We start from the raw sequence: 23,249 nt of genomic DNA, 5'->3' as shown, positions 1-23,249 counted from the left end.
GTCGTTCTTTGAAGATCACTGCTATCTGTCTACTTCACGCTTCCCGCCTCAACACGCGGCGGACGCATGGTCAGGCTGACCCGGCCCTTCTTCAGGTCAACACCCATCACCCAGACGGTGACATTGTCTCCTACGGAGACGACGTCCATCGGGTGCTTCACAAAGCTGCCGCTGAGCTGGGAAATATGCACCAGCCCATCATTTTTGATGCCGATATCGACGAATGCGCCGAAATCGATAACGTTGCGGACGGTTCCCTGCATTTCCATGCCAGGAACCAGATCCTCGATCTTAAGCACATCGGTGCGGAAGATCGGCAGCGGCAGCTCCTCGCGCGGATCGCGGCCCGGACGCTGCAAGCTCTCCAGGATGTCGCGCAGCGTAGGCACGCCGACATCCAGCTTCACAGCCAGCTCCTCGGCATTTTGTACCTCAAGCTGTGAGGCTACTTCTTTGCTGCCAAGCTTATTCACATCGAGGCTTAGCTCACGGAACAAACGATCCACCACCGGATAGGACTCGGGGTGAATAGGCGTGCGGTCCAAGGTGTTGTCTCCACCCGGAATCCGCAAGAAGCCGATACATTGCTCATAGGACTTGGCACCTAGACGAGGAACCTTTTGCAGCTGCTTCCGGGTCGTGAACTTGCCGTTCTCTTCCCGGAATTTAACGATATTCTTAGCAATCGTTCCATTAACCCCTGCTACATAAGAGAGCAAGGCAGGAGATGCCGTATTGACATCTACGCCAACATGGTTAACCGCCGATTCCACGACGGCTTTAAGACTCTCCTCCAGATGCTTTTGGGAGACGTCATGCTGGTACTGTCCCACACCTATAGCTTTCGGATCGATCTTCACCAGCTCCGCCAGCGGGTCTTGCACACGGCGGGCGATAGAAGCCGCGCTGCGCTCCGCTACATCCAGATCCGGGAATTCCTCCTGCGCCAGCTTGGAAGCAGAATAGACACTCGCTCCCGCTTCATTAACGATCAGGTACGCCAGCTCTGGATTGCCAATCTCGGCAATCACTTCTGCCGTAAACTGCTCCGTTTCACGCGAGCCTGTGCCATTGCCGATTACGATGAGCTGAATGCCGTACTTAGCAATCAACTCTTTGAACTTAGCAGCAGCTTCGCGCTTCTTGTTATTCGGCGGCGTCGGATAGGTCACGGCTACCTCTAGCAGCTTACCAGTATCGTCTACAACGGCTAGCTTACATCCAGTACGGTATGCAGGGTCAACCCCCAGAACACAACGCCCCTTGACTGGCGGTTGCAGCAGCAGGCTACGTAGATTGCCAGAGAAGATCGAAATCGCCTGGTTCTCCCCACGTTCGGTCATCTCTCCACGAACTTCGCGCTCTACTGAAGGAGCAATCAAACGTTTGTAGGCATCCTCAGTCACTGCTTCCAGCAGTTCCTTCACCGGGGATGGCCCTTTAATAATTTTCCGTGCAATATAGGCATGAATTTTATCAGTGACGACCTCAATGCCTACCTTTAATATATTTTCACGCTCACCACGGTTAATTGCTAGGATGCGGTGAGGTGGCATTTTGTGTACAGGTTCACGGTAACTATAATAATTTTCGTATACGGATTCTTGTTCTGCATCCTTTGCTTCAGACACAAGAATACCTTGACTTGCTGTATACTGGCGAACCCAAGAGCGGATCGCAGGATCATCTGCTATGTTCTCGGCAATGATGTCCAGTGCGCCTTGCAGCGCTTGGTCTGCGCTCTCTACTCCCTTTTCCACATCAATATATTTCGATGCTTCAGTCTGCGGGTCCCCTTGTCTTTGCTGCTCCAAGATCCAGTTAGCCAGCGGCTCAAGTCCTTTTTCCTTCGCAACACTAGCCCGCGTCTTACGCTTTTGCTTGAAGGGACGATACAAGTCCTCTACTTCCTGAAGCTTGACCGCATTGATAATTTGCTCATGAAGCTCCTTGGTCAGCTTGCCCTGCTCTTCAATATTGCGTATAACGTCTTTTTTACGTTCGCCTAGATTGCGAAGATAACCCAGCCGTTCTTCAATATCACGAAGCGCATTCTCGTCCAGCTCACCTGTCATTTCCTTCCGATATCTGGCGATGAACGGAATGGTATTTCCCTCATCCAGCAATCCTACCGTAGTGCGTACCTGTTTCAGACTAATGTTCAATTCCTTGGCAATCGCTACGGTTATCAATTCCTGCTCCCGCTGTGCGTTTGCCTCATCCGTAATGACTTCCGTATTGCTGTTATCTACCGCCATTAGTATCCCTCTTCCCGTACACAATCTGCTTATACATATCTTGATCTCATAATTAAAATAGTATCACAGATTCGGCTCTGCACCAAAGACCAGCCCGAATAGCGCGCGTTGTACTGAACCGCTGTGCGCATATAGCGAGGCATCGTGGACGGGTCAGAGCCCGGATTTAGCGATTACGCCCGCTGCCCCATTCCCCGTTTGCCGGAACTCAGTGACAATACAAAACACAAAGCCAGAACGAGCGCGGCTGCCCCATATGGGAAGTTAATACTAAGATCAAACAAATACCCTGCGACGATAGGCCCAGCAATATTTCCGAGACTTGTATAAGCTGAGTTCATTCCCGCTACGAAACCTTGCTGTGATTCTCCGGCCATTTTGGAAAGCTGTGTACCTACTGCTGGACGCAGAATATCCATTGCAAAGAACACAATAAAGGTAACCGTAATAATCGCCCAAAAGCCGCTTACAAACAAGGTCAGCAGAATAAACAATGATGAGACTATAAGACAAGTGGAGATCACCTTGTTCTCCCCGAATTTATTCAAGATCCAGCCAAATGCGGACACCTGCACCACCGCACCTGCAATAGAACCAAAGGTAATTACAAAAGCGATATCCTTAGGCGTAAAGCCAAATTTATGATCCACGAACAATCCGAACACCGTTTCATAATTAGCCAGTCCAAAAGCCATGACAAATACAATAATTAAGCCGAAAAAGTACGGCTCGCGATAAGAACGCATCAGCTGTGTCAAGAAGCTTTCCTGATTATTTTTTGATAACGTCGCTTCCTTACGTTTCTCTTCAGACAGAGACTCAGGCAAGATTAAAACTGTAATTAGAGCTGCAACTCCAGCTGCACCAGCCGCACAGAAAAAGGGTACCCGCATTCCAAGCTCAGCAAGATAACCGCCAATCCCAGGACCAATAATAAAGCCGGTGGTAATGGCTGCATTAATTAGTCCCATTCCTTTAGCTCTCTCTTCAAAAGAAGTCGTGTCCGCTACATAAGCCATAACTGCCGGCATAATTAGAGCAGCTCCTGCACCACCAAGCAATCTCGAAACGAACAAGAGCCAAGGTACATTGGCCAGACCAAAAATCAGCTCAGATATCGCAAACACGATCAAACCTGCTACAATCACCTTTTTTCTACCGATTCTGTCGGATAATCTGCCGGCAAATGGCGATATTAATAATTGGGCAAGCGAGAAGGAGGCGACCAAGAGCCCGACAGTACTTCCGCTGATCCCAAGCTCATTCATGTAGGTTGGCATTATTGGGACTACTAGCCCAATTCCAGTGAAAGCTAGAAAAATATTAAGCATAACAAGCAGCATAGCGCCTCTGTTTCTAAGTAACAATGACATTGTATTAACCCTCCGTGTGTTTAAAGCCAAATCTTCGAATATTATGCATGTTAAGACCGACCATCCGGTCTAAATAATAGTAAAAAAATAACCCTTCCTATCCCGGTGCCTTTGAGAAGCTTCAGCCTTCATGATCCTGAATGTAAAGCTTCTTTTCACGCCCCTCGTTATCTTACCCCGTACGAATCCCTTGTAATAATAAATTTACTGCTTCCCGGTAATATTTTTTTATATCCTCCCGGGTCTTCTCATGAATCGAGAATTCAGAAACTCTTCCAATCCCTTCAAGCATGCCACTCACGATAATTACATAGTTCTCCAAGTCGCCTTTTACCAAATATCCTGTTTCAATCCCTTCCTTCAAAAGATCACGACAAGCATGTGAGGCTGCTTCATAAAGAAGTGAAAGCCGCTTGCTAATCTCTTCCGGGTGGCATCTGCTTCTGGAGAATTCCTCGAGCGCATGAATCAGTGGATTCTGAAAATCATTTGCGTAATGCTCGGCTAACGCATAAAATCGTTCTTCGATCCCTGCAATTTCCTGTTTCTTATCATTCCACGCTTGCAGCCACTCTAACGTATCCACTTCCACTACAAATAGAAAAAGCTCATCCTTGCTCGGAAAATGGTGATACAGACTGCCCTTACTGACATTCGAGGCTACACAAACTTCATTCATAGTTACGGCAGCATAACCCTTCTGTACAAACAGCTGCGTGGCCTTGCGCACAATTCTTTTTTTAGTTTCTTCTCCGTCTGAGCGTCCTTTGATTCTAAGCACCTCCTAAACCGACCGTACGGTCTAATAATATCAGATCATTTTCAAAAAGTGAAGACCTAACGATTCTTTATTTACTATACGCAAAAACGCACATTAAAAGACGCCCGGATTCGTACCCGAGCGCCAATCTCATGAGTTATCTATAACCTAGGGTGATTAAAAATCAATCAGACCAAGGCTGATTTGCAGCGATTCATCCACCTTTTTCATCGTTTCATCATCAAGGTGGGTGATCTTGTCAGTTAAGCGTTGTTTGTCAATCGTCCTAACCTGTTCCAGCAAAATAACAGAATCTCTGTCAAAGCCATGAGCAGCTGCGTCAATTTCCACATGTGTAGGTAACTTAGCCTTCTGGATTTGGGCTGTGATTGCAGCCACAATTACCGTCGGGCTAAAGCGATTGCCAATATCGTTCTGGATGACCAGAACTGGCCTTACTCCGCCTTGTTCAGAACCTACAACCGGCGAAAGATCAGCAAAAAAAACATCGCCACGTTTAACGATCAATGTCTACACCCCGCTTACTAAGCGGCCAAGAGTGCTGTCTGCATCTTCCTCCGCGAGGAAAGCCTCGCATGCCATGGTCAAGTTGATCTTAGCCATTTCCATGTAGCCGCGCTGCATGGACTCCCGGATGGAACGTTTCCTCCGTTCGCTCAAGTACAGCTTCATGGCCTGCCTAATCAATTCACTCCGGTTGGAATTCTCCAATTGAACAATTCCGTCCACTTCCTGCAAGAGATGATCGGGCAAGCTGATCATGATTCTTTTGGTGTTCTGCAAATTAGCCACCTTCTCTTCCACCCCCACAAACCTTCTGCCCTTGTGTTCCAGTGTTACAATATACAAGGAATTTTATACAAGGAATATATGCCGCCAGTATATCAAGTATGCTGCATCCCATTATAAACTAGAAATGGTGGTTCGTATAGGCTTTTAGTCACATCTCCTAATACGATACAATTCCTTCTATTTTCTCCCTTGTATAACATCACTGTCAAGAACTTTCAGTTTGTGAGTAGAGCATTTACTAATTTAGGAAGTGTGCCTTCACTTATATAAACGCGTGGCACCCGATGAGCCAACATGCAGATAACCTCGTAGTGAATTGTTCCAAGCTGGAGAGCCAACTCGTCTGCCGTGATCATCACGTCAGCTTGACGGCCGATGAGAACAACTTCTTCGCCTGCTTTAATTTGTTCCGCTTCTGCAGCGAAAGATTTGAGTGATACCATACACTGATCCATGCAGATTGTTCCGACGACAGGAACGCGGCGTCCACGTATTAGCACCTCCGCTTTGCCAGTTAGCATGCGGGAATATCCATCTGCGTACCCCACAGGTAGCGTTGCAATAATCTCCTCGCTCTCTGTGATGTACCTAGTGCCGTAACTGACGCCCCAATCGGCAGGCAGGCTTTTGACATATACAACCTGCGTCTTCAGCGTCAATACCGGACGTAGTTCTACCAGTTGACGGTTCACCTCTGTGGAGGGATAAAATCCGTACAAGCTGATGCCTACACGCACCATGTTGCTGGATAAATAAGGTGAATCAATGGCCGTAGCGCTATTGCCCGTATGTATGATCGGGATCTGAATGTTCTGCTCCCGCAGCGTTTCCGCCACGCTCATGAACCGTCGATGCTGTTCCAGTGTATAGCTTTTGTCTTGTTCGTCTGCCTTGGCAAAATGGGTAAACATACCCTCCAGCTCCGCCTGCGCAACAGACTGCACTTCAGAGATAAATGCAGGTGCGTCAGCTGGTAAAAGACCCAGTCGTCCCATCCCGCTATCAATCTTGATATGCACCTTTAGCCGATGTTCCGGATCTATAGGAAGCTGTCTTATAGCCTCCAGTACCTCCGGTGTGAACAGTGTTACAGTTACATGGTTCTCCCAGGCAACGGCTATTCCTTCTGGGGAAGTGTAGCCAAGCACCAGTATAGGAATCAGTATTCCCGCCTGACGCAGCTCCAATGCTTCATCCAAAAAAGCCACACTAACATAATCTGCTCCGAGTCTTTCCAGCTCCCGTGTCACTTCCACTGCTCCATGGCCGTACGCATTTCCTTTGACGCATCCCATAAACTTTGTCTCTGCCGGCAAGTAGCGGCGAAAGGCTTCGTAATTGGCACGCAAATCATCCAGATTAATTTCGGCTACTGTCGGTCGATAGCTTGCTTGCACTTCAAGTCACCTTCTTACGTTGTAGTAAAACGTCATTGCTGCATTGCATTAATCATTGTCTTAGTACCAATGGTAATGCTACAGAAGGTGGCTGTCAATGTGTGCTGGAGCCCCGGCAAATAAAGAAAAGCGGATACTACGTTGTAGAGGAAAGAATCCCACAAAACGCAGTATCCGCCTACTTTTTATTATTTACCCGATTGTGCCTCCATAGAAGCGGCAATTTGCATCATTTCATTAGCAGGAAGATTGGCACTTGTAATTCGGTACTCTACACCCTCAGACATCCAAGTCAATGTCTGCTGCTCATCCCCACTCAGAACTCCCCACGTAAAACCAAGGTCTTTCAGGGTTCCAGGCGCCAGTGCTACCGCACGGTCCAGTGGACGGGATTCCATAATAGTGTACTGATAAATCCCATCATATCGGATGAGAACAGCATGGTCTTTGTTGCCCTCCAATTTATGCGAGTCCTTGAACTCTACACCAGCTGGAATATAATCAGGTTCAATGATCCCAAAGTCTCCAAGCTCTGCTGCCACTGGTTGTTCAGCCTGTTCTTGGCCCTCAGGAGCTGTAACCGGATTACCATTCTCATCAACCTCAGCTACTGTGCTCTCTGCGGACTTACCCGAGGCCATGTTCTTTTCCATATCAAAGGAATCCTTGGTGAAATCCGTATCGAATTTGAAGGTGTCAAACTTCACGTTTACAACTACCTTCGCCTCAGAATCAGAGACTTGAACCTGTTTAGGCTCATAAGTCTTTTTATCAAGCCAAATCTTTTGCCGCACAAGGGCATTGCTTTGATAATTCGCGGCTACCTCGAACACATAGTTATCTCCATCTTCCACAAATTGGCGGTTATTATCCGAAACTATGCCACGAACCAACGTCTGATACAGATAGACCTGACCTTGATCATCCGGCCAATCGCTTTGGAAACGGAAGCTCTTATTCATACTTGGTGTGAGTACGAACACTCCCTCATCATTACGAAGTACGATCTGCGTAATATCCTTCTGAACATTTGCCAAGCTGATCCGGTAGTAGGAAGGATTCTTGTACCATACTTCTACCTTATACTCCTGCGGCTGTTCCCCGGTATACAGGGTCATTGTGCCAGAACCTTGGTACGTTCCCTGCTTACTTTCCAACTTGTCAGCCACATTGTTCAAATCCTTGACTACGGAAGCGGCATCCTTCTTCCCGCACCCCGTCATCACCAGGGCCACGCTCATAATGATCGCGAGTACCCATGTTATCCGGCGCATGACATCATCCCCTTAACCTGTTTTGAATGCATTGATTAGTACATGTCTATGAGGGACTTGGCCGCAATATGCAGACGGGCATGACAAGCGTGCAGCATAGATTTATTTTATGAGATCCAACAAGCCAAAAAGCCCGCGCACAGCGCTGGCTCTATACTTCATCAGAAGTTGCAATATCATTATGTAGGGTGTTTAACCATTCTCTTCAATCCTCATTATCGCTATGTACTGCTTTATTGTACTGATTAATTAATTCATCTAATCTCATGGACTGTCTGATCACATTCGGATGCAAAAGCCCTCCGTGTTGCCTCTCCATTAAATAAAGTTTTTTTCTAGCACCCTCTATTCTCTTTTGGATAATTTCCTGATCATTCATTAACACTACCTCCCTAATTTAATATATTAGAGGTATATGTCAAATTCTATATTTTACATTAAAGTGCATTACTACAATTCAATAGATAGCGATCTCAGATTTAATCTGAAAACTCTTTTTTGTTTCTTCTATAAAACTATCAATACTAGGCACTTCCAATAACAAAACCATTTTTCTTTTCATTGATTCTAATCAGATTTTGGTATTGCTTCTGCGTTTCTAAAGATGCAGTATGCCGAAGCTGCTCAAACATTCTGACACACTTTATTATACAGGATTCGTTATTAATCCTTACAGAAGTCTCCAAACTATCCATTATATACTTTATACTAAGCTCATATTTTCCTCTTCTTATATAATACAATGCTATTTCAGCCATAAAAAAAGTGTATCTGTCTTCGATAATTTGTCGATTATAACATTTAAGATTTCTCTGCTGATCTCTATAATCTGATATTTCTTGCTCAAACCGCTGAAGAATATCATCCACATTAAAATCATAGTGATTGGCTGCCTGAAGGATTTTGAACAGACCTGGAAGAATGTCTTCCTCTCTTTTTTCAATATAGGTCACATATTCCGGAAGCGCTGTCACATCACCTTTTAAAATTCTCAGTAAATATATATTGCCCTGTGCCCAACCCATACATCGATTCATAAGTTGCAAAGCTTCCTCCGTATCCTCACGGATCCAGCTCATATCCATGTAAAGGTTAACATACTGCAATGCTCTATCATAATCTCCCAGCTCTCTGTAAACTACTGAACGTAACACATAAGAAAATAGAATATATGAAAATAAGGGCATTGCAGGTTCCTTCTGTAACCCGTTTTTTCTGGCTCGCTCATTATTATACTTATATTGAATGGATGCTTTTTTTTCAATTTCAATAGCTATGAGCATTACCTTATCCCAATACCTCAATGCGCTATATGTATTCGCCAGAGCCTTCAGCGCGTCAAGTTGATCGACTTCATCAAGCCGATTTACAAAACCCTCAAACTGCACAGCTGCTCGCAAATTCAGATCCTGATCACCCCCTAGAGCAATCGTGAACAGTCTGTATTGGCAAAAAGCCAGCCGCTCTGAATGCTGATACTTCTCACTCTCCGCGACACTCCGGTATAACAACGCTGCAGCATCATATTTTCCTTGTACAAAAAAATCTTCTGCTGTATCAAACAACGAGGGTGTATAAGATAGGCTGTCCATCATGATTCCAATCACCCGACTTATACATTCCAGCTTATCTAGTTCAGCACAGCGATATAGAAAAGGTCGAAGTCGTCTCCAATTGGGATTGGAATGTATGAAACACTCCTCCACATACATATCATAAAAGCCGCCTTCTTCTAATCCCATACCTTTTGTAATACGGTCTAATTGCTGCATGGCTATAGGCCGATTCCCATTGATAATGTTGCTAATTGTGCCCGAATTCACTTTAGATACCTCTGCGAATTGATTAATTGTTATTCCATTCTTCTTGAGGTAGTCCGCCAGTTCTGCACGAATGGTCATCTGCTTCATGATCAAAGCCACCTTTCGCCATCATGATTCATATATAGATCAATAGTATTTAAATAATAATATGTCTAATTATTCCAGTGGTCAAATACTTTTTTTTGGCTTAATTGATTATACATTTATTCAATTAGTGATGTATAAAATACAAATTAGCCGAATGTAAAAAACCACCAGAACACAAGGTGTATTAGACCTTTTCTGGTGGCTTTTCTAATGCTACTTCTATCCATAGTTATTCAATACATGCATTTAAATTCAACTAAGAACTAGTTTTAATCATCATGTCCAGCTTATTTATATAAGGACCGAGCGCTTCAATTAACTTCTCTTGGTTTTGTATCTCCTCTTTCGAAAGCCGATCCATATGAACACTTCCATCTGCATCAAATACCTTGGCATCATAGCTTTGCAACTCATTTATTAATTGTTCGATCTCCTCAAACTCTTCTTTAGTAAACCTCTGTTCAGCTTTTTCCAGCACGCCATTCCAGAAAGTATCACGATCAACGACAGCCGCCTTTGCCTGAGGGATTTCATTTTCATTCATTTTCTCGAAATAAGGTTTAAGCTCAACCTGTAAATCATTATATGCCTTTTGATCTTTCGCACTTAACTGTTCTAGGTGAAAGACTCCGTCAGCATCGGCCATTTGCAGATTGTAAGCTCCCAATTCCTCTAGTAAAGACATCAATCTTGTAAATTCCTCTTCGTTAAAGCTTTGTTTCGCGTTCTGCAGCTTGGCTTCAAGCCTGTCATATTGTTGCTGGGTTACTCCAATCGTAGCAGCAGTTGCTTGTGAGCCATACAGGGTATCCGCCAAATAATTATATCCGGCATAAGCTCCAGTAGGAATTAATAATGCAGCCGCCAAAATGCTTGCTACAAGCCATTTTTTCATTCGTCTTCCCCCTGATCTCGTCTCGGTCTGATTTAGTATTTGCTTCTTCAGTTCCGGTGGGGCACTTAGATTTCTCGCCTCTTCCTGCAGAACTGTCCGTAACTCTTCATTGAAATTCATGCAGGTCCTCCACCTTTCCCTTAAAAAGAGTATGATTCTCCGGCTTCTGACGAAGCTTGTGCAGTGCAGCATGAATACGGGATTTCACCGTACCCAGAGGGATACCCAGTATCGCGGCACTTTCTTCCTGTGAATATTCATTTAAATAGTGCAGAATAATCACCTGCTTCAGCTTAAATGGAAGACGATCTACACTTGCTAGTAGACGGCGGTTAGCTAACCTGTCCACAACATCACTAGTGAAATCAGGTTCCATCCTTAAATCAGTCTGCTCTACTTTTTTAACCATTCGGAGATGCGTCCATCTCTTTCTTCGATAGGCATGAATTTGCCGCATAACCAGCCCCATAAGCCAAGGCCTAAAAGGACGATTGACGTCAAATTGCTCAAGCGACCGGTGCACCTGAATATAAATCTCCTGAACAACATCATCCACATCGGAGGTTTCGCGAACGAGAAAATGAACGGTCTGATACACATCCCGAATCGTTGCTTCATATAGTTCACTGTACGCTTCACGGCTGCCGGCTAGCGTAAGCGCAATGAGCTGAGAATATTCATTTGGATGTTTCATCCCTCTCAATCCCTCCTTCGGTCTTACACTATGTATTGGTAAATAGAGAATAAATCGTTCGATTTATTTTTTACTCTGCAGCGGCTTATTGGAGTAGATGAAGTAAGCGGAGGCGACTGCCAGCTGAACAGATTATGGACAGGTGGAAGCTGATCTTCAGCTTTGCCTGAGCAGATTATAGACAGGTGGAAGCTAGTCTTCAGCTTGGCTTGAGCAAATTATGGGCGGTGGAAGTTGATCTTCAGCTTTGCTCTAGCAGATTATGCGCAGGTGGAAGCTAGTCTTCAGCTTTGCTTGAACAGATTATGGGCAGGTGGAAGCTGATCTTCAGCTTTGCCTGAGCAGATTATGGGCAGGTGGAAGCTGATGTTCGGCTTTACACGCCAGCTTTGGCCGGATCCCGCAGAAATCTATGAGATAACTGCATTCTGTACACTTATTCCATATGCAAAAAGGTTTACTCTGATTTTAAGTGTATTCTATACAATTAAAAAGCGGAGAAACTTCCTATAGTGGGATAAATCGTGAAAATAAGTGTACGAAATACAATTATATCCATCCAAGCGTTATTTCGCAGAAATATAGTTGTACGAAGTACAGCTATATTCTCCCACTCATTGTTTGCATGTGCCCTCAATAAAGCGAAAAAGGGGAGATCCATATGGATCATCCCCTTGCCTATATATACTCGAACAGTAACCGCCTATCTCTCTAAAAAATCAGTCAGCGGATAGACTCAGCAACTTTGATCAAATCATTCTTGTCCAAGCTAGCTGATGTTACACCGTATAACACTCCATTGGCTTCCCAGTCCAACCCTTTTCCATTAACCAATACAGCATCAACTCCGTTAATCTTCACTTTTTCGATGGTGCCATCCGTCGACATCTCATAAGCCGTTTCGGAATCAGCGTGCCGCTGCTGCATCGAGATGATCTCATCGGTAGCTTCATTAACAAAATATAAATTAATATATTTGCTGTTGATTACTTCACCATTGCTATCCTTATAAAACTCTGCACGATCAAAGGTATAACCGTCTGGCAAATACTCCGGCAATCCCACATTAAAAATCGTATATTCATTTAGCTTGCTAGAATCCCTCTCGATCAGCAATTCCGCTTTCTCTTGATCCCTCTCAGATTGCGTAACCAGTCTGCCGTCTTCAACTCCGACGATTTTTTCCCCATCAGCATTGTAGATATCACCTGCCTTTTGAGCAGCGTCGAGGGTCACAAGCGCATTTCCTTTGCTATCAAAAATCTTCCCCTTAAAGTCATCCGGAATCACGTTGGAATCCGCAGAAAATTCTACTTCATGGGCTACAATATGGCCTAAGTTTATCGTTTGCAATACTTTCATTAACAGCTCCTGTGCAAATGACGGCTGCACAAAAGTTACACTTAATACGCTAACCACTAGCAAAGTTGCCAGCATAACAGCAGGACGTCTTAATCTATGTTTTGTATGCAATCCTTTCTCCTCCTTTTGGCCGGCATACTTTCTCCGAGCCTTATTCAGAATGGCTGTTTTGTCAGAGCCCTCGCTGAAATCTTTATGGGCCAGAACCCTGCCTAGCTCCAGCAGCTCCTTGTACTCCCCAGCACCCTTTAAATCATTTGCCGCTCCATATATACTTTCATCTAAATCTGCTGAGAACTTCTGCTGTATGTCTTTACTGTTCATAGCTGCTCCACGCTCCCTATTTCAGTCTTCAGCTTTTTCATAGTCCGGTAGAGTATCACACCGATATTGCTCTCCGAAATTCCCGTAACCTGGGCAATCTCTCTATTTCTCAGATTAGCTCCATATTTTAGAGCCACAATATTCCGCTCCTTTGAGCTCAATGTATTCAAGGCTTCGTTAAGCCTTCCACTACGTTCTCCCTGGAGGATCAAGCTTTCCGGATCTTTTCTGCTAGAAACCAGTTCCTTGACGGCATCCAGCGAAAAGAAACTTTTCCTTTTAAAACTCCGGTAATGATCATTGACCACATTTCTGGCAATGGCGAATAACCATACCTCTAAAGGAGCTTTTTCCTGAGAATAGGTCGATAGTTTCGCCAACATTTTCTCAAAAACAAGGCTTGTCAGATCCTCAGCCGTATGGAGAGAACTAACCCGGTAAGCGATGTAGTTGAATATTCTTTTATAGTAGGTTTCAAAAATCGTTGTGAACAAAACATCTATGTCAGTATTTTCCTGTATATTCTCTTTAACAAAAGGATGAAGCAATGCGCGCTCATGCATCAATCTAACTCTCCTTTCCCACCAAATTTTCACTTAGCTAAGTAAAATCATCAGTTAATACGATATATTTCCAATTTCATTACAAGATATAAAAAAAGAAGGGTTCCAGCGCTAAATTCAGTCTTTCTAACCAAGCTATAGTAACCCGTCAACTTGACAAGCTTATTATAGCTTCTATATATTTTAGTAACTAAAGTAAATTGGAGCGAGGCAATGTTATGAGCACAAAGGAAGAGAAACAAAATGCTATCCATAAGGTCATGGAATCTATGGCAAATGTGCAGCAGAAATCCCAGTTTTTCATTGATATGATCACTAAAAAGGAAACCCTGACTCACAATCAGATCATGCTGCTGTTTCAACTCCGGCTTACCGGAAGCTTGAACATTACTGACATCTCTGAACGCTTCGTGGTCACACCCGGAGCCGCTTCTTCCATGTGCGATAAACTTGAGGAAGCCGGACTTATTGAACGGGTGCGGACTAAAGAAGACCGCAGAGTTGTCAATATTGTCCTTACAGAACAAGGCGATCAGCGTATCCATACAATATTTGAAGCATTTCCTACCTCAGATCTGAATAAAATCTCCGGAACTTTAGAACAAATAAATAAATTGATGGAACAAATGATGCACTAACAGCCTTCATTTTGCTCCTTATCAGCTATACTCTTTTCTATAAACACTGTCTGTCAGGAAACTGACGGCAGTGTTTTTTATGTTAAACTCCCAAATTATTATATTGACTATATATTATAATGAATATATATTTTAATCATTAAAATATATTTTGAAGGACGGTACTGTAAATGTCCAATAATAACAATACTTATGAACGTACTGACATGATCGATCCACCGTTGAAGGTAAGAGGTTCGCTGTTTGTCCGAGAGAATATTCGTGCGGTTACTGTTGATGTGTTTGGCCACTTAAGTACTAAAAGTAGTGTCTCGACATCAAAACTCAAAGTATCTGGCGACTGTACAATTGGGGGGAATTGTAAGGCCAATCAGGTAAACAATCTAGGGAGTCTGCGCGTTCAAAATATCCAAGCAGATAATCTCCGATCTTCTGGATACATGTCCGTAGCAGAAAATGCTGCAGCCGGGACTTTTTATGCTGAAGGTGCTGTGAACATAAAGAGACTAAATGCAGATTCATCGATTGAGATCCGTTTAGGCAATAGAAGCACAGTCGAGGTTATGAGAGCTGGCGGTGACATTATCGTTAAACCCTCCTCCAAGTTGATTAATGCGCTGATGCACCCTTTTCGAAAACTTACCTGCACAACGATTGAAGGAACTAGCATAACGTTATACCGGACGACAGCTGACCTTGTGTGCGGTGAAGAAATCATCGTCGGACCGGGTTGTACCATTGGGGAAATCCGCTATAGCAAAAGTCTAACGGTGGATCTTAAGTCGCAAGTTGACCGAACTGTATTTTTAAACCAATAAAGGAGAGTCTACATGGAAAAAATCACTCATTTGTCAGGAGCCACTGTACTCAAAAATATCGCCAAAGGTGCCACCATCTTGTTCTGTGTACCGATCCTTAGTGTCTGGGCCGTGGGGAGTGTTGTCTGTGCAATCATTGCACCTATCGGTGGTGTGCTAGGTATTGTTGGCATCAAAGGGATAGGACTAAATGCCTTCCCAGATTATGATTTCCCGAACATTCTCAGCCTTCCAATTGGTCTGTGCCTCTCCTTACTTTTGTTCATTTCTTTCTATTACACTCGTCGTTTATTGCGTGGATGCCTGCATTTTATAAAAAACTAGCGAACTGTAACAAGCTTGTATTCTCTTTGTTAATAGAAAGTGACCTACAACGCGCTGTTTTATTCTATACTTAAGGGGACTGGACTTTATCCTGGAGGTAATTATGAATAAAATCATCGCTATAGGAGCTATCACGCTCTTTTTGGCCGGATGCGGAGCATCGGCATCCATAGATATGGATACAACAATGGCTATTAATCAAACACAAGCTACTTCAGCACCACTGAAACTAATCGTGGACGGCGAAGCCGTTCTTCCTACTCTCTCCCCTTTTTTCCTAGATGATAAGGTCTATGTACCTGCAAAAGTACTAATGGAATACTACACCTCAGAACAAAAATGGGATAATAACTTAAAGACCTTGACCATCTCTGATGGAAGCAGTAGTTATGTTCTGACGCCGGACAATGAGTATATGCAAGCTGATGGATATCAAACCTCGCTTGAAGGACCAGCTATTCTACGAAATGGTATTTTATATATTCCTGCCGATTCCTTAAACTCTCTGTCTGGTGCCACTGCGCAGCTGAATGCAGCTGGAACTGAAGTATTAATAACATCAGGGGATGTTAGTACTACCGTCAGAACACCCAGCGAACCTCTCGCTATTGCTACAGAAAATGACCAAGTGAAGCTGTATACTGCCCTTAAAGATGGCGGTACCTACGAAGGATTTGTTGTAGAGGTGAACGGTAACAAGCATACATTTGATTGGGAAACACCCAGACTCCTAAGTTACCCTCCTGAGATTCATTATGCCGACATCGATCAGGATGGACAGGAAGAAGTCGTTGTCATTCTGTGGCTCGGAACAGGTACGGGCATGTCCATGCAGGAACTTCACGTGATTAAGCCTAACCCGTGGGAAGAAGTCACTGTCCCTTCTGCAGATAAAGCCGCCTCCGCATTGGTTACGTCAAAAATTTCTAATGAAAAAGGGGACGCCCTGATTCAAATTCAAGTTAAAGGCTCAACTCCATCCATGGTGACTTTGCGATATCCAGATCGTGCTGAGGATGGCAATCTAGGCGAACAAGCCGGCATTGGTGCTGTTACTCACTACATAGTGGAAGAGGGCAAGCTAAAGGCGGAAACAAATGTTTATATTGGATTTCTGGAGAGTATTGGCACACTAACCTTTGCCTACAAACCGGGAAAAGATGGAATGGAACCCGACTCTATTCGCTTTGAGGTTCATGAGGAATTAGCTTCTTACGTGGAGGGTAAACAGTTATGATTGATGCCCATATACATTTAGAGCAATATGAACCTGAAGTTGCCGAACAGATACTGAGTGAACTACCTGACATGGGAATTAAAGCCCTTATCGCTGTCTCTATGAATTTGGACTCTTGTATACGCACCCAAAGACTTGCAGCCATAAATCCCGGCGTGGTCCGTCCAGCTTATGGCTTTCATCCAGAGCAACCCCTGCCGCAGGATGCTGAGCTGGCTGCTCTGCTGAAATGGATCGAGAGTCAATCTAGTGAGGATTATATTGCTGTGGGGGAAATCGGGCTGCCTTACTATACGCGTGCTGAAGCTTTAGAACGTGGCGAAACCTTTGATATGGACCCCTATATTGAGCTGCTAGATCAGTTGCTTGGGTTAGCTGCCCGTCTCAATAAACCTGTGGTGCTGCATGCTGTCTATGAAGATGCGCTTATTGCTTGTGATCTCCTGGAAAAACATAACATACAGCATGCCCACTTTCACTGGTTCAAAGGTCCAGAAGAAGCCATTGCCCGCATGATTAAGAACGGCTACTATATCTCCTTCACCCCGGATATCCTGTATGAGCCGGAGATACAGGCGCTTGCCCGCCGTTATCCCCCAGAGCTAGTCATGGCTGAAACCGATGGGCCTTGGCCGTTCGAAGGACCTTTTGCTGGGAATATAACCCATCCGTCTATGATTCGCGAAGTCGCCGCTGCTTGGGGAGTGCTCCATGGTTACACCCCCGGCGAAGCGGAAGAGTTAGTGACTGCGAATGCTAAGCGATTTTATAGCTTGTAGATAGTTTTATAGCTTGTAGATAGCTCTATTCTTAGAGTAGATGAAAGGGTGAACCTTAGCTAGCCTAGTCTAACGCTAGACTAACGTTATGATTAAACACAGCTTGGCTTGAGAATCCGTATTTTTCATAGTGGAAGTACTGTTCACAAGCCAACCTTACTTAATCCAGATCCCCTTACACATTTTCATTTGATTCGGTAATATTTTCGCGTACATATTTTTGCGTATGTATTTACGTGGACGTATTTATGCGTACGTATTTATGCGTACGTATTTACTCGTGCGTATTTATGCGTACGTATTTACTCGTACGTATTTATGCGTACGTAATTTACGCGTATGTATTTACGTGGACGTAGTTTACGCGTACTTATACCTGTACGCATTTATGCGTACGTGTTTATGTGTACTTATTTATGCGTATGTATTTTACGCGTGCCCATTTACGTGTATCTAATTACGTGTACGTATTACCTGTACGTAATTACGCGTACGTATTTACTCGTGCGTATTCACTCGTACGTATTTACGTGTGTGAAGCCGCTATCGGACACAGCTGACCTTATATGCAGCAATTCCCCACTTTTGGGATGAGAAAGGACCCCAGAGTCGCTATTGGCATAAAAAACACCCAATAAGGTGCTCTTTTTAAGGAATAACGACGCTGGAGTCCGAAACCATGCTCCAAAGGCTAATAATCTGCGAATAATGTCATCTGGGTCCGTAAGCCTCAGGTTGATGATTATTGGGGACGCTTGTAAGCAGTCCCCAATAATCATAACCTCTCCACACCCACTAACGTTCCGCCTGCGAACTTCATTTTATAAATATCCGGCTTTGTGGTTTGAAGAAGAAAGTTCAGATCATATTTGGCATCAAAATAGTTCATCATAAGCGTCATGACTGCCCCGTGAGTTCCAATAGCAACCTTTTGACCGCTGTGATTGCTCAGTATTTCTGCCAGTACACTAACTGAACGCTTCTGACACGCATGAATGGATTCCCCACCAACTGGGACAAAATCCGGATCTTCAAACATTTTTGTCAGTAATGGATACAGCTCCTGATCAGTCATAATCTTATTTCCGTCCGAGAAATGGATTTCCCGGAGGTCTTCAACACTCTGAATCTCTGCTCCTAACTCCTGCGCCAATCCAGAAATCGTATGTATAGCCCGAAGGTATGGACTTGAATAGAAGACTTGAATTCCTTCCAGACGTAGTTTTTCCGTTATCTTGCGGGCATCCGCCTCCCCCTTCGCGGTTAGTCCGCGAGTCCTTTCAGTTTCTCCGGGCAGTTTGGGCGACTCACCGTGCCTCACCATATAAATAAAAGTAGCCATCCTTTCCATCCTTTCCATCCTTTACCTCTACAAATTCTAATGTTCTAGCCAATCTCCTCTACACACTAAAAAAGCCCTTACGGACGAGAAACTGTCCTATCGGGCTAGGTAATATTGTAACTTATAACGTTTCGTGCAGCAGTTGCTTTAGATCACAAAGTAATAACTTATTGAGAGGTCACTTATTAAGGAGATATTTATTGAGAAGTCACTTACTGAGAAGTCACATATTAAGGCGACTATGACTAAGGAGACTCTTAATTGCACTATATACAACTATTAAGCGTAAAAAGAGACATCCTGAGCAAATAAGTGTACTTTGTGCAACTAAAAATCATCATTCCTAGACTAAAAGGGAGAATATCAAATAATAACTGCACAAAATACAACTAAATCCCAGTTTGATCGATGGAGGGGAATTTAACTGCACATTCTGCAACTAAATGCTAGGAAGTCACGCTAGATTATCTTTGCTACTCAACATGTCTAGTCTAGCTAAGTATCGGCTAGGTTGTCAGGCTAGGTTCTCTTTGGCACTCAAGTTTTCTAGTCCCGCTAGGGAACGGCTAGTTTGTCAGGCTAGGTTCTCTTTGCCACTCAACCTGTCTAGTCTAGCTAAGTATCGGCTAGGTTGTCAGGCTAGGTTCTCTTTGGCACTCAAGTTTTCTAGTCACGCTAGAAAACGGCTAGTTTGTCACGCTAGATTATCTTTGCCACTCAACCTGTCTAGTCTAGCTAAGTATCGGCTAGGGAGTCACTCTAGATTGTCTTTGCCACTCAACTTGTCTAGTCTAGCTAAGTATTAACTAGTTTGCCACGCTAGGTTCTCTCTGCCACTCAACCTTCCCAGTCTAGCTAATCTAGTCCAGCTAGAAAGTCCCGCTAGCTAGACTAGCGTGCTACCCTGCTAGCTACCCTCCATCACCTCAACTGTCCTAGATTGCTCCGCAGAGCTATCGTTCATCTCTTTCTGCGCAGGCCACAGCACACGCCCAAATGCGATGCCCAGCACACCAATCAGAGCGATTACGATGCCGAAATTCAAAAAGATACGGCTAGGCCCAGCAATCTGAACCATCATTCCGCCGAGAAGTGGCGCGCCAATCATAACTCCGCTAAGAATGGTACTCTGAATACCGAACACACGCCCTGTCATGTGCGGGGGTGTTTCTTTTTGCAGACAATAATTGAACGTGATAATAAAAATTCCATTCCCAATACCTAGTAAGAACCCTAATAGCAATACAGAAATACTGGAAGCTCCTGGCTGAAGCAGTCCAAGTCCCCCAACCGATAAACCCATCAGCACATAACCCGTTCCAAGCTTCCAGCCATAACCTGTTCCGCGATTCATTTTGTTCATGACCATAATGATGAATACAGCACCGCCTCCGGATGCCGCCACGAGCCAGCCCAATAAAGATTCATTAGAGGGTGCAAGTACCCTAAATAGACTGGTGAATTGAAAATCAATCATCTGAATAGCCATTGAACAGACTATGCCAAACAGCATGGTATTTAGCAGCAACCTACTATGCAGCATAAAATTCCAGCCTTCTTTCCACATCGTGCGGAGAGCAACACGTTCCTCTTGATCGCCCTTGCCTTCTGTGCCAACTTGTTCTACTTCACTTTTCTTAACTGTAAGTAGGAGCAAATAGGAACAGCCTCTAAGGCAAGCATTGATCAATATACACCACTGTGGCGTAAGAACAGACAACGCGAAGCCGCCCAGTAAAGGTCCCGCGATTTTTGAGCCTTGATTTACAAGCCCATTAAGCGAGGTAGCTTGAAGCAGTTGGTCTTCTCTAACCATACTACGGGTCATCGACTGCTGAGCAGGCACGTTTAACGTAGAAATGGCAGCACGCAACATCAATAACGGGAGCAACCACACCATACTGGGAGCAAATAATACGAATACGGTTAACAATGCCGTAAGCAGATCACACATCCGCATTAGCTTCAGCTTGTTCAGTCGGTCAGCCACTACCCCTGCGAACGAGCCCAGCAAAATCCCCGGCAAAGCTATGGAGACCGGAATCAAAGCCAGCATTAGCGGGCTGGCCTGCCAGCGGTACCCTACGAGTACCTGAATTGCTAAGGCATCGAACCAATCCCCAAAGGTAGCCGTCGCATATGCGCTGTACACACGCATATACACCTTGTTCTTAAGCAGGCTCGTGCCTGCTTGTGTTGAAGCATTCATTAAACATTCCTCCAAATTACAATTAAGAACTTATTAGCATGACCTTAATGTAATGGAGAATTGTCAGAGAATTATCAGGGGGCAGTCACAAGGTTCGTAAGCACGGTATCCAAGGATTGTTCTAACCGATGGAATCCCCGCTCTTCCTTCTCCCGTTCAAATATATCCACATATTTGCGATACAAAGCTGGCTTAGGTGGAAACTGTTTACAAAAATGAACTATTCGGTACAATGCATATATCCGTATCGGCACGAACCCTGACATCTCAAGCACCTGAAGTGCCTCATCCAACAGTTGCTCGGCTTCACGCCAAGACTTGCGCCGTAGAAACCACAAGCCCCTTGTAACTTTATAACTACCAATCTCACGCAAATAAGGTTTCTCCAGCAAAAGTGCTTCAATGTCTGTTGCCATCCGTTCTATTACGTGATCTTCTGTTCCCATCCACAAGTGTGTAAGCATTTCTGAGGTCGCCGTTATAGGAATGAAACTCTCATACCCCGGCTCTTTAATCACTTCATATGTTAGCTTTAGTCGTTCCAGTGCTTTTTCCGGTTGCCCTGCCAGCGTGTACAAATCCAGAATATTTAGAATCTCCACTTCGCGATGCTGAGGCGGCAAAAGAATTTTTTTCTCAAGGACCAACTCACAGAACTCTAATTTTTTCTTAGGATCACCCAATAGAACATAACAGATTAATAAGGAATAAAACCGTTCCCCTATCCCCACCTCGGTTGTGTTCAGCAGCCAATCCAAATCTCCCTGTACAAAATGAATATAGATCGAATAAAACGGATCCATCGCATACCCCAAAACATCCTGTTGGCGTGCGAGGATTAACATCGAGCGACCTTGGCCATATAGGTGATATTTCTTGAATACCTCCCGCATCGTCTTTTGCATCTCTAAGTCATATGTAGTCGGATTGGCCATAGCAGCTGAGGGCTCCTGCATAGTCAGACTATAACCAAATCCCCGAACAGTCTTAATATCTAAGTCTTGAAACTTGCCTAGCTTTTTACGAAGCCGATAAATATGATCATCTACTGTTCGCTCTACCGGATATTCAAGCGGCCACACCTTATCCAACAGCTGTTCTCGACTGAATGTACGCCCTCTATTTTTATACAAGAACTGAAAAAGCGTAAATTCTTTTGGGAATAATTCTATCGTTATCCCTTCTGCGGTCACTTTATATTCACTTTCGTTTAATTCCAGTTGCATGATAGAACCTCACTTTCCCCGAACCCGCTCATTGGTTACATTATAACAGTCAGTCCAAGGCCTACTCCACATCAAAAAAGAACATACAAAAAGAGCAACCCACAGATTCCTCTGCATGATTGCTCTCTCCTCTTCTAACCCATGCCACTTACCCAGCCATATTGTTAAAGGAATCCTGTTCACTAAACACGGAAATATGATCTACTGTACCGGTCGAGCTTGGAATAATAAATTTCAGCTGGTATTGGTCATTGGCTTGATAGGTGTAAATCTTATCGTCTCCGTTCACTTTGGTAGCGTCAGGCTTGCCGAGTGTTGCCTCAATTTGCTTCAGCGTCAGCTTTTGCAGTGTGGAATCACTTGAACGAACATCGAAGATTAAACTTCCTTTATTAAATCCAAACACGACATGTTTGTCAGTGTAGGTTGCATAAATTCCTTTTCCCGCTGACTCTTGTTGATCAGGCTTGCCCCAATCCGCTTCGACCTCATCAATGAGTCCGGTATGAGCGGCATATTTTACGCCAGGCACCTTCCCCTTTTTAGCAAGCTCGAGCAACTCTTTAAGCTGTTTGTCGCTATTTTGTGAATTTGAGCCGGTTGAATCTTTATCAGTCTCCGTAGGGGAGGAAGTCGCTGCTGGTGCAGTTTCTGCTGGGGTGCTTGATGGACTAACTTCCGGCTCAGAGGTTGCTGTTACAGCCGTTTCTGTTGGCGAAGTTGCCTGGGATTCTGAATTCCCCGCCTCATTGTTCGAGCTGCATCCAGCAAGCCCAATCATTCCTGCGAGTAGGATAGAGCCTGCTATTAATTTTATCTTTTCTGACATGATGTCATCTCCTTAGTAGATTACCTAAAAGTCATCTTGCAAAAATGAAACTGAACATACAGACGAGCTGAAAATCAAATAGTTGCAGGATAGCGGCAATTTTTCTGGCTAACCCTCTTTTACCCATATCTACAAATATAAATTCATACACACTCTATTTTTCTACATAAAACCCTTTTTTCCGACACCTAACTCAAGTAAGTTTCTCTTTTAAAATCTCCACA

Annotated in this window: 22 protein-coding genes; 5 read left to right on the top strand and 17 right to left on the bottom strand. The window is 44.2% G+C overall.

Annotated features, from left to right (window positions below):
- Positions 1-29 precede the first annotated feature (29 nt).
- From NSS82_RS06495 to NSS82_RS06435, 13 genes are all read right to left on the bottom strand, one after another.
- Complete coding sequence (locus NSS82_RS06495; RefSeq protein WP_076100050.1) at positions 30-2,258, bottom strand: Tex family protein; 2,229 nt, start codon at positions 2,256-2,258, stop codon at positions 30-32.
- Positions 2,259-2,431: 173 nt separating this feature from the next.
- Positions 2,432-3,631, bottom strand: a complete 1,200-nt coding sequence (locus tag NSS82_RS06490; protein ID WP_076100052.1) for an MFS transporter — start codon at positions 3,629-3,631, stop codon at positions 2,432-2,434.
- Positions 3,632-3,803: 172 nt separating this feature from the next.
- Positions 3,804-4,361 (bottom strand): TetR/AcrR family transcriptional regulator, encoded by a 558-nt coding sequence (locus NSS82_RS06485; protein WP_051491479.1) that lies wholly within the window; start codon positions 4,359-4,361, stop codon positions 3,804-3,806.
- Between the two features lie 207 nt (positions 4,362-4,568).
- Positions 4,569-4,919, bottom strand: coding sequence for a type II toxin-antitoxin system PemK/MazF family toxin (locus NSS82_RS06480; RefSeq protein WP_036686777.1), 351 nt, complete (start codon positions 4,917-4,919; stop codon positions 4,569-4,571).
- 3 nt (positions 4,920-4,922) lie between these two features.
- On the bottom strand, positions 4,923-5,204 hold the full coding sequence (locus NSS82_RS06475; protein WP_025698676.1) for a CopG family ribbon-helix-helix protein: 282 nt from the start codon (positions 5,202-5,204) through the stop codon (positions 4,923-4,925).
- Positions 5,205-5,419: 215 nt separating this feature from the next.
- A complete protein-coding gene (gene alr / locus NSS82_RS06470) occupies positions 5,420-6,601 on the bottom strand; it encodes an alanine racemase (RefSeq protein ID WP_036686775.1) in 1,182 nt (393 codons plus the stop codon).
- A 188-nt stretch (positions 6,602-6,789) separates the two neighbouring features.
- Positions 6,790-7,875, bottom strand: a complete 1,086-nt coding sequence (locus NSS82_RS06465; protein ID WP_036686774.1) for a LolA family protein — start codon at positions 7,873-7,875, stop codon at positions 6,790-6,792.
- Between the two features lie 205 nt (positions 7,876-8,080).
- Positions 8,081-8,254, bottom strand: coding sequence for an aspartyl-phosphate phosphatase Spo0E family protein (locus NSS82_RS06460; protein ID WP_094903681.1), 174 nt, complete (start codon positions 8,252-8,254; stop codon positions 8,081-8,083).
- A 145-nt stretch (positions 8,255-8,399) separates the two neighbouring features.
- On the bottom strand, positions 8,400-9,785 hold the full coding sequence (locus NSS82_RS06455; RefSeq protein WP_038569043.1) for a helix-turn-helix domain-containing protein: 1,386 nt from the start codon (positions 9,783-9,785) through the stop codon (positions 8,400-8,402).
- Positions 9,786-10,041: 256 nt separating this feature from the next.
- On the bottom strand, positions 10,042-10,800 hold the full coding sequence (locus NSS82_RS06450; RefSeq protein WP_076145475.1) for a DUF3600 domain-containing protein: 759 nt from the start codon (positions 10,798-10,800) through the stop codon (positions 10,042-10,044).
- The gene (locus NSS82_RS06445; RefSeq protein WP_036686766.1) at positions 10,787-11,374 is read right to left on the bottom strand and encodes a sigma-70 family RNA polymerase sigma factor; all 588 of its coding nucleotides are present in this window, start codon (positions 11,372-11,374) and stop codon (positions 10,787-10,789) included. The genes NSS82_RS06450 and NSS82_RS06445 overlap by 14 nt, the downstream gene beginning before the upstream one ends.
- 723 nt (positions 11,375-12,097) lie before the next feature.
- Positions 12,098-13,060: a DUF4367 domain-containing protein gene (locus tag NSS82_RS06440; RefSeq protein ID WP_076273334.1), complete on the bottom strand. Its 963-nt coding sequence runs from the start codon at positions 13,058-13,060 to the stop codon at positions 12,098-12,100.
- Entirely contained in the window at positions 13,057-13,623 is a 567-nt protein-coding gene (locus tag NSS82_RS06435; RefSeq protein WP_076104676.1) for a sigma-70 family RNA polymerase sigma factor, read from the bottom strand. Before NSS82_RS06435 ends, NSS82_RS06440 begins: the two co-directional genes overlap by 4 nt.
- A gap of 218 nt (positions 13,624-13,841) precedes the next feature.
- On the opposite strand from NSS82_RS06435, the gene NSS82_RS06430 reads away from it, so the two are divergent.
- The 5 genes from NSS82_RS06430 (at position 13,842) to NSS82_RS06410 (ending at position 17,419) form a co-directional block, all read left to right on the top strand.
- Positions 13,842-14,261: a MarR family winged helix-turn-helix transcriptional regulator gene (locus NSS82_RS06430; RefSeq protein ID WP_051491478.1), complete on the top strand. Its 420-nt coding sequence runs from the start codon at positions 13,842-13,844 to the stop codon at positions 14,259-14,261.
- Between the two features lie 170 nt (positions 14,262-14,431).
- The gene (locus NSS82_RS06425) at positions 14,432-15,079 is read left to right on the top strand and encodes a hypothetical protein (RefSeq protein WP_036686760.1); all 648 of its coding nucleotides are present in this window, start codon (positions 14,432-14,434) and stop codon (positions 15,077-15,079) included.
- Between the two features lie 12 nt (positions 15,080-15,091).
- The gene (locus tag NSS82_RS06420) at positions 15,092-15,403 is read left to right on the top strand and encodes a hypothetical protein (protein WP_036686758.1); all 312 of its coding nucleotides are present in this window, start codon (positions 15,092-15,094) and stop codon (positions 15,401-15,403) included.
- Between the two features lie 103 nt (positions 15,404-15,506).
- Entirely contained in the window at positions 15,507-16,640 is a 1,134-nt protein-coding gene (locus NSS82_RS06415) for a copper amine oxidase N-terminal domain-containing protein (protein WP_076273332.1), read from the top strand.
- Positions 16,637-17,419, top strand: coding sequence for a TatD family hydrolase (locus NSS82_RS06410; RefSeq protein WP_076273331.1), 783 nt, complete (start codon positions 16,637-16,639; stop codon positions 17,417-17,419). The genes NSS82_RS06415 and NSS82_RS06410 overlap by 4 nt, the downstream gene beginning before the upstream one ends.
- A gap of 775 nt (positions 17,420-18,194) precedes the next feature.
- On the opposite strand, the gene NSS82_RS06405 is transcribed toward NSS82_RS06410, so the two are convergent.
- The 4 genes from NSS82_RS06405 to NSS82_RS06390 form a co-directional block, all read right to left on the bottom strand.
- On the bottom strand, positions 18,195-18,761 hold the full coding sequence (locus NSS82_RS06405; RefSeq protein WP_076145553.1) for a histidine phosphatase family protein: 567 nt from the start codon (positions 18,759-18,761) through the stop codon (positions 18,195-18,197).
- Positions 18,762-19,668: 907 nt separating this feature from the next.
- Positions 19,669-20,970: an MFS transporter gene (locus tag NSS82_RS06400; RefSeq protein ID WP_036680431.1), complete on the bottom strand. Its 1,302-nt coding sequence runs from the start codon at positions 20,968-20,970 to the stop codon at positions 19,669-19,671.
- 74 nt (positions 20,971-21,044) lie between these two features.
- The gene (locus NSS82_RS06395) at positions 21,045-22,196 is read right to left on the bottom strand and encodes a winged helix-turn-helix domain-containing protein (RefSeq protein WP_081386678.1); all 1,152 of its coding nucleotides are present in this window, start codon (positions 22,194-22,196) and stop codon (positions 21,045-21,047) included.
- A 148-nt stretch (positions 22,197-22,344) separates the two neighbouring features.
- Positions 22,345-23,025 (bottom strand): YjgB family protein, encoded by a 681-nt coding sequence (locus tag NSS82_RS06390; RefSeq protein WP_076104681.1) that lies wholly within the window; start codon positions 23,023-23,025, stop codon positions 22,345-22,347.
- Positions 23,026-23,249: the final 224 nt, after the last annotated feature.

It is taken from the genome of Paenibacillus sp. FSL H7-0735 (assembly GCF_038008505.1).
Classification (GTDB): domain Bacteria; phylum Bacillota; class Bacilli; order Paenibacillales; family Paenibacillaceae; genus Paenibacillus_AQ; species Paenibacillus_AQ odorifer.
Note: the sequence above shows the minus strand (reverse complement) of the source record. Positions and strands in the feature narration are given on the sequence as shown.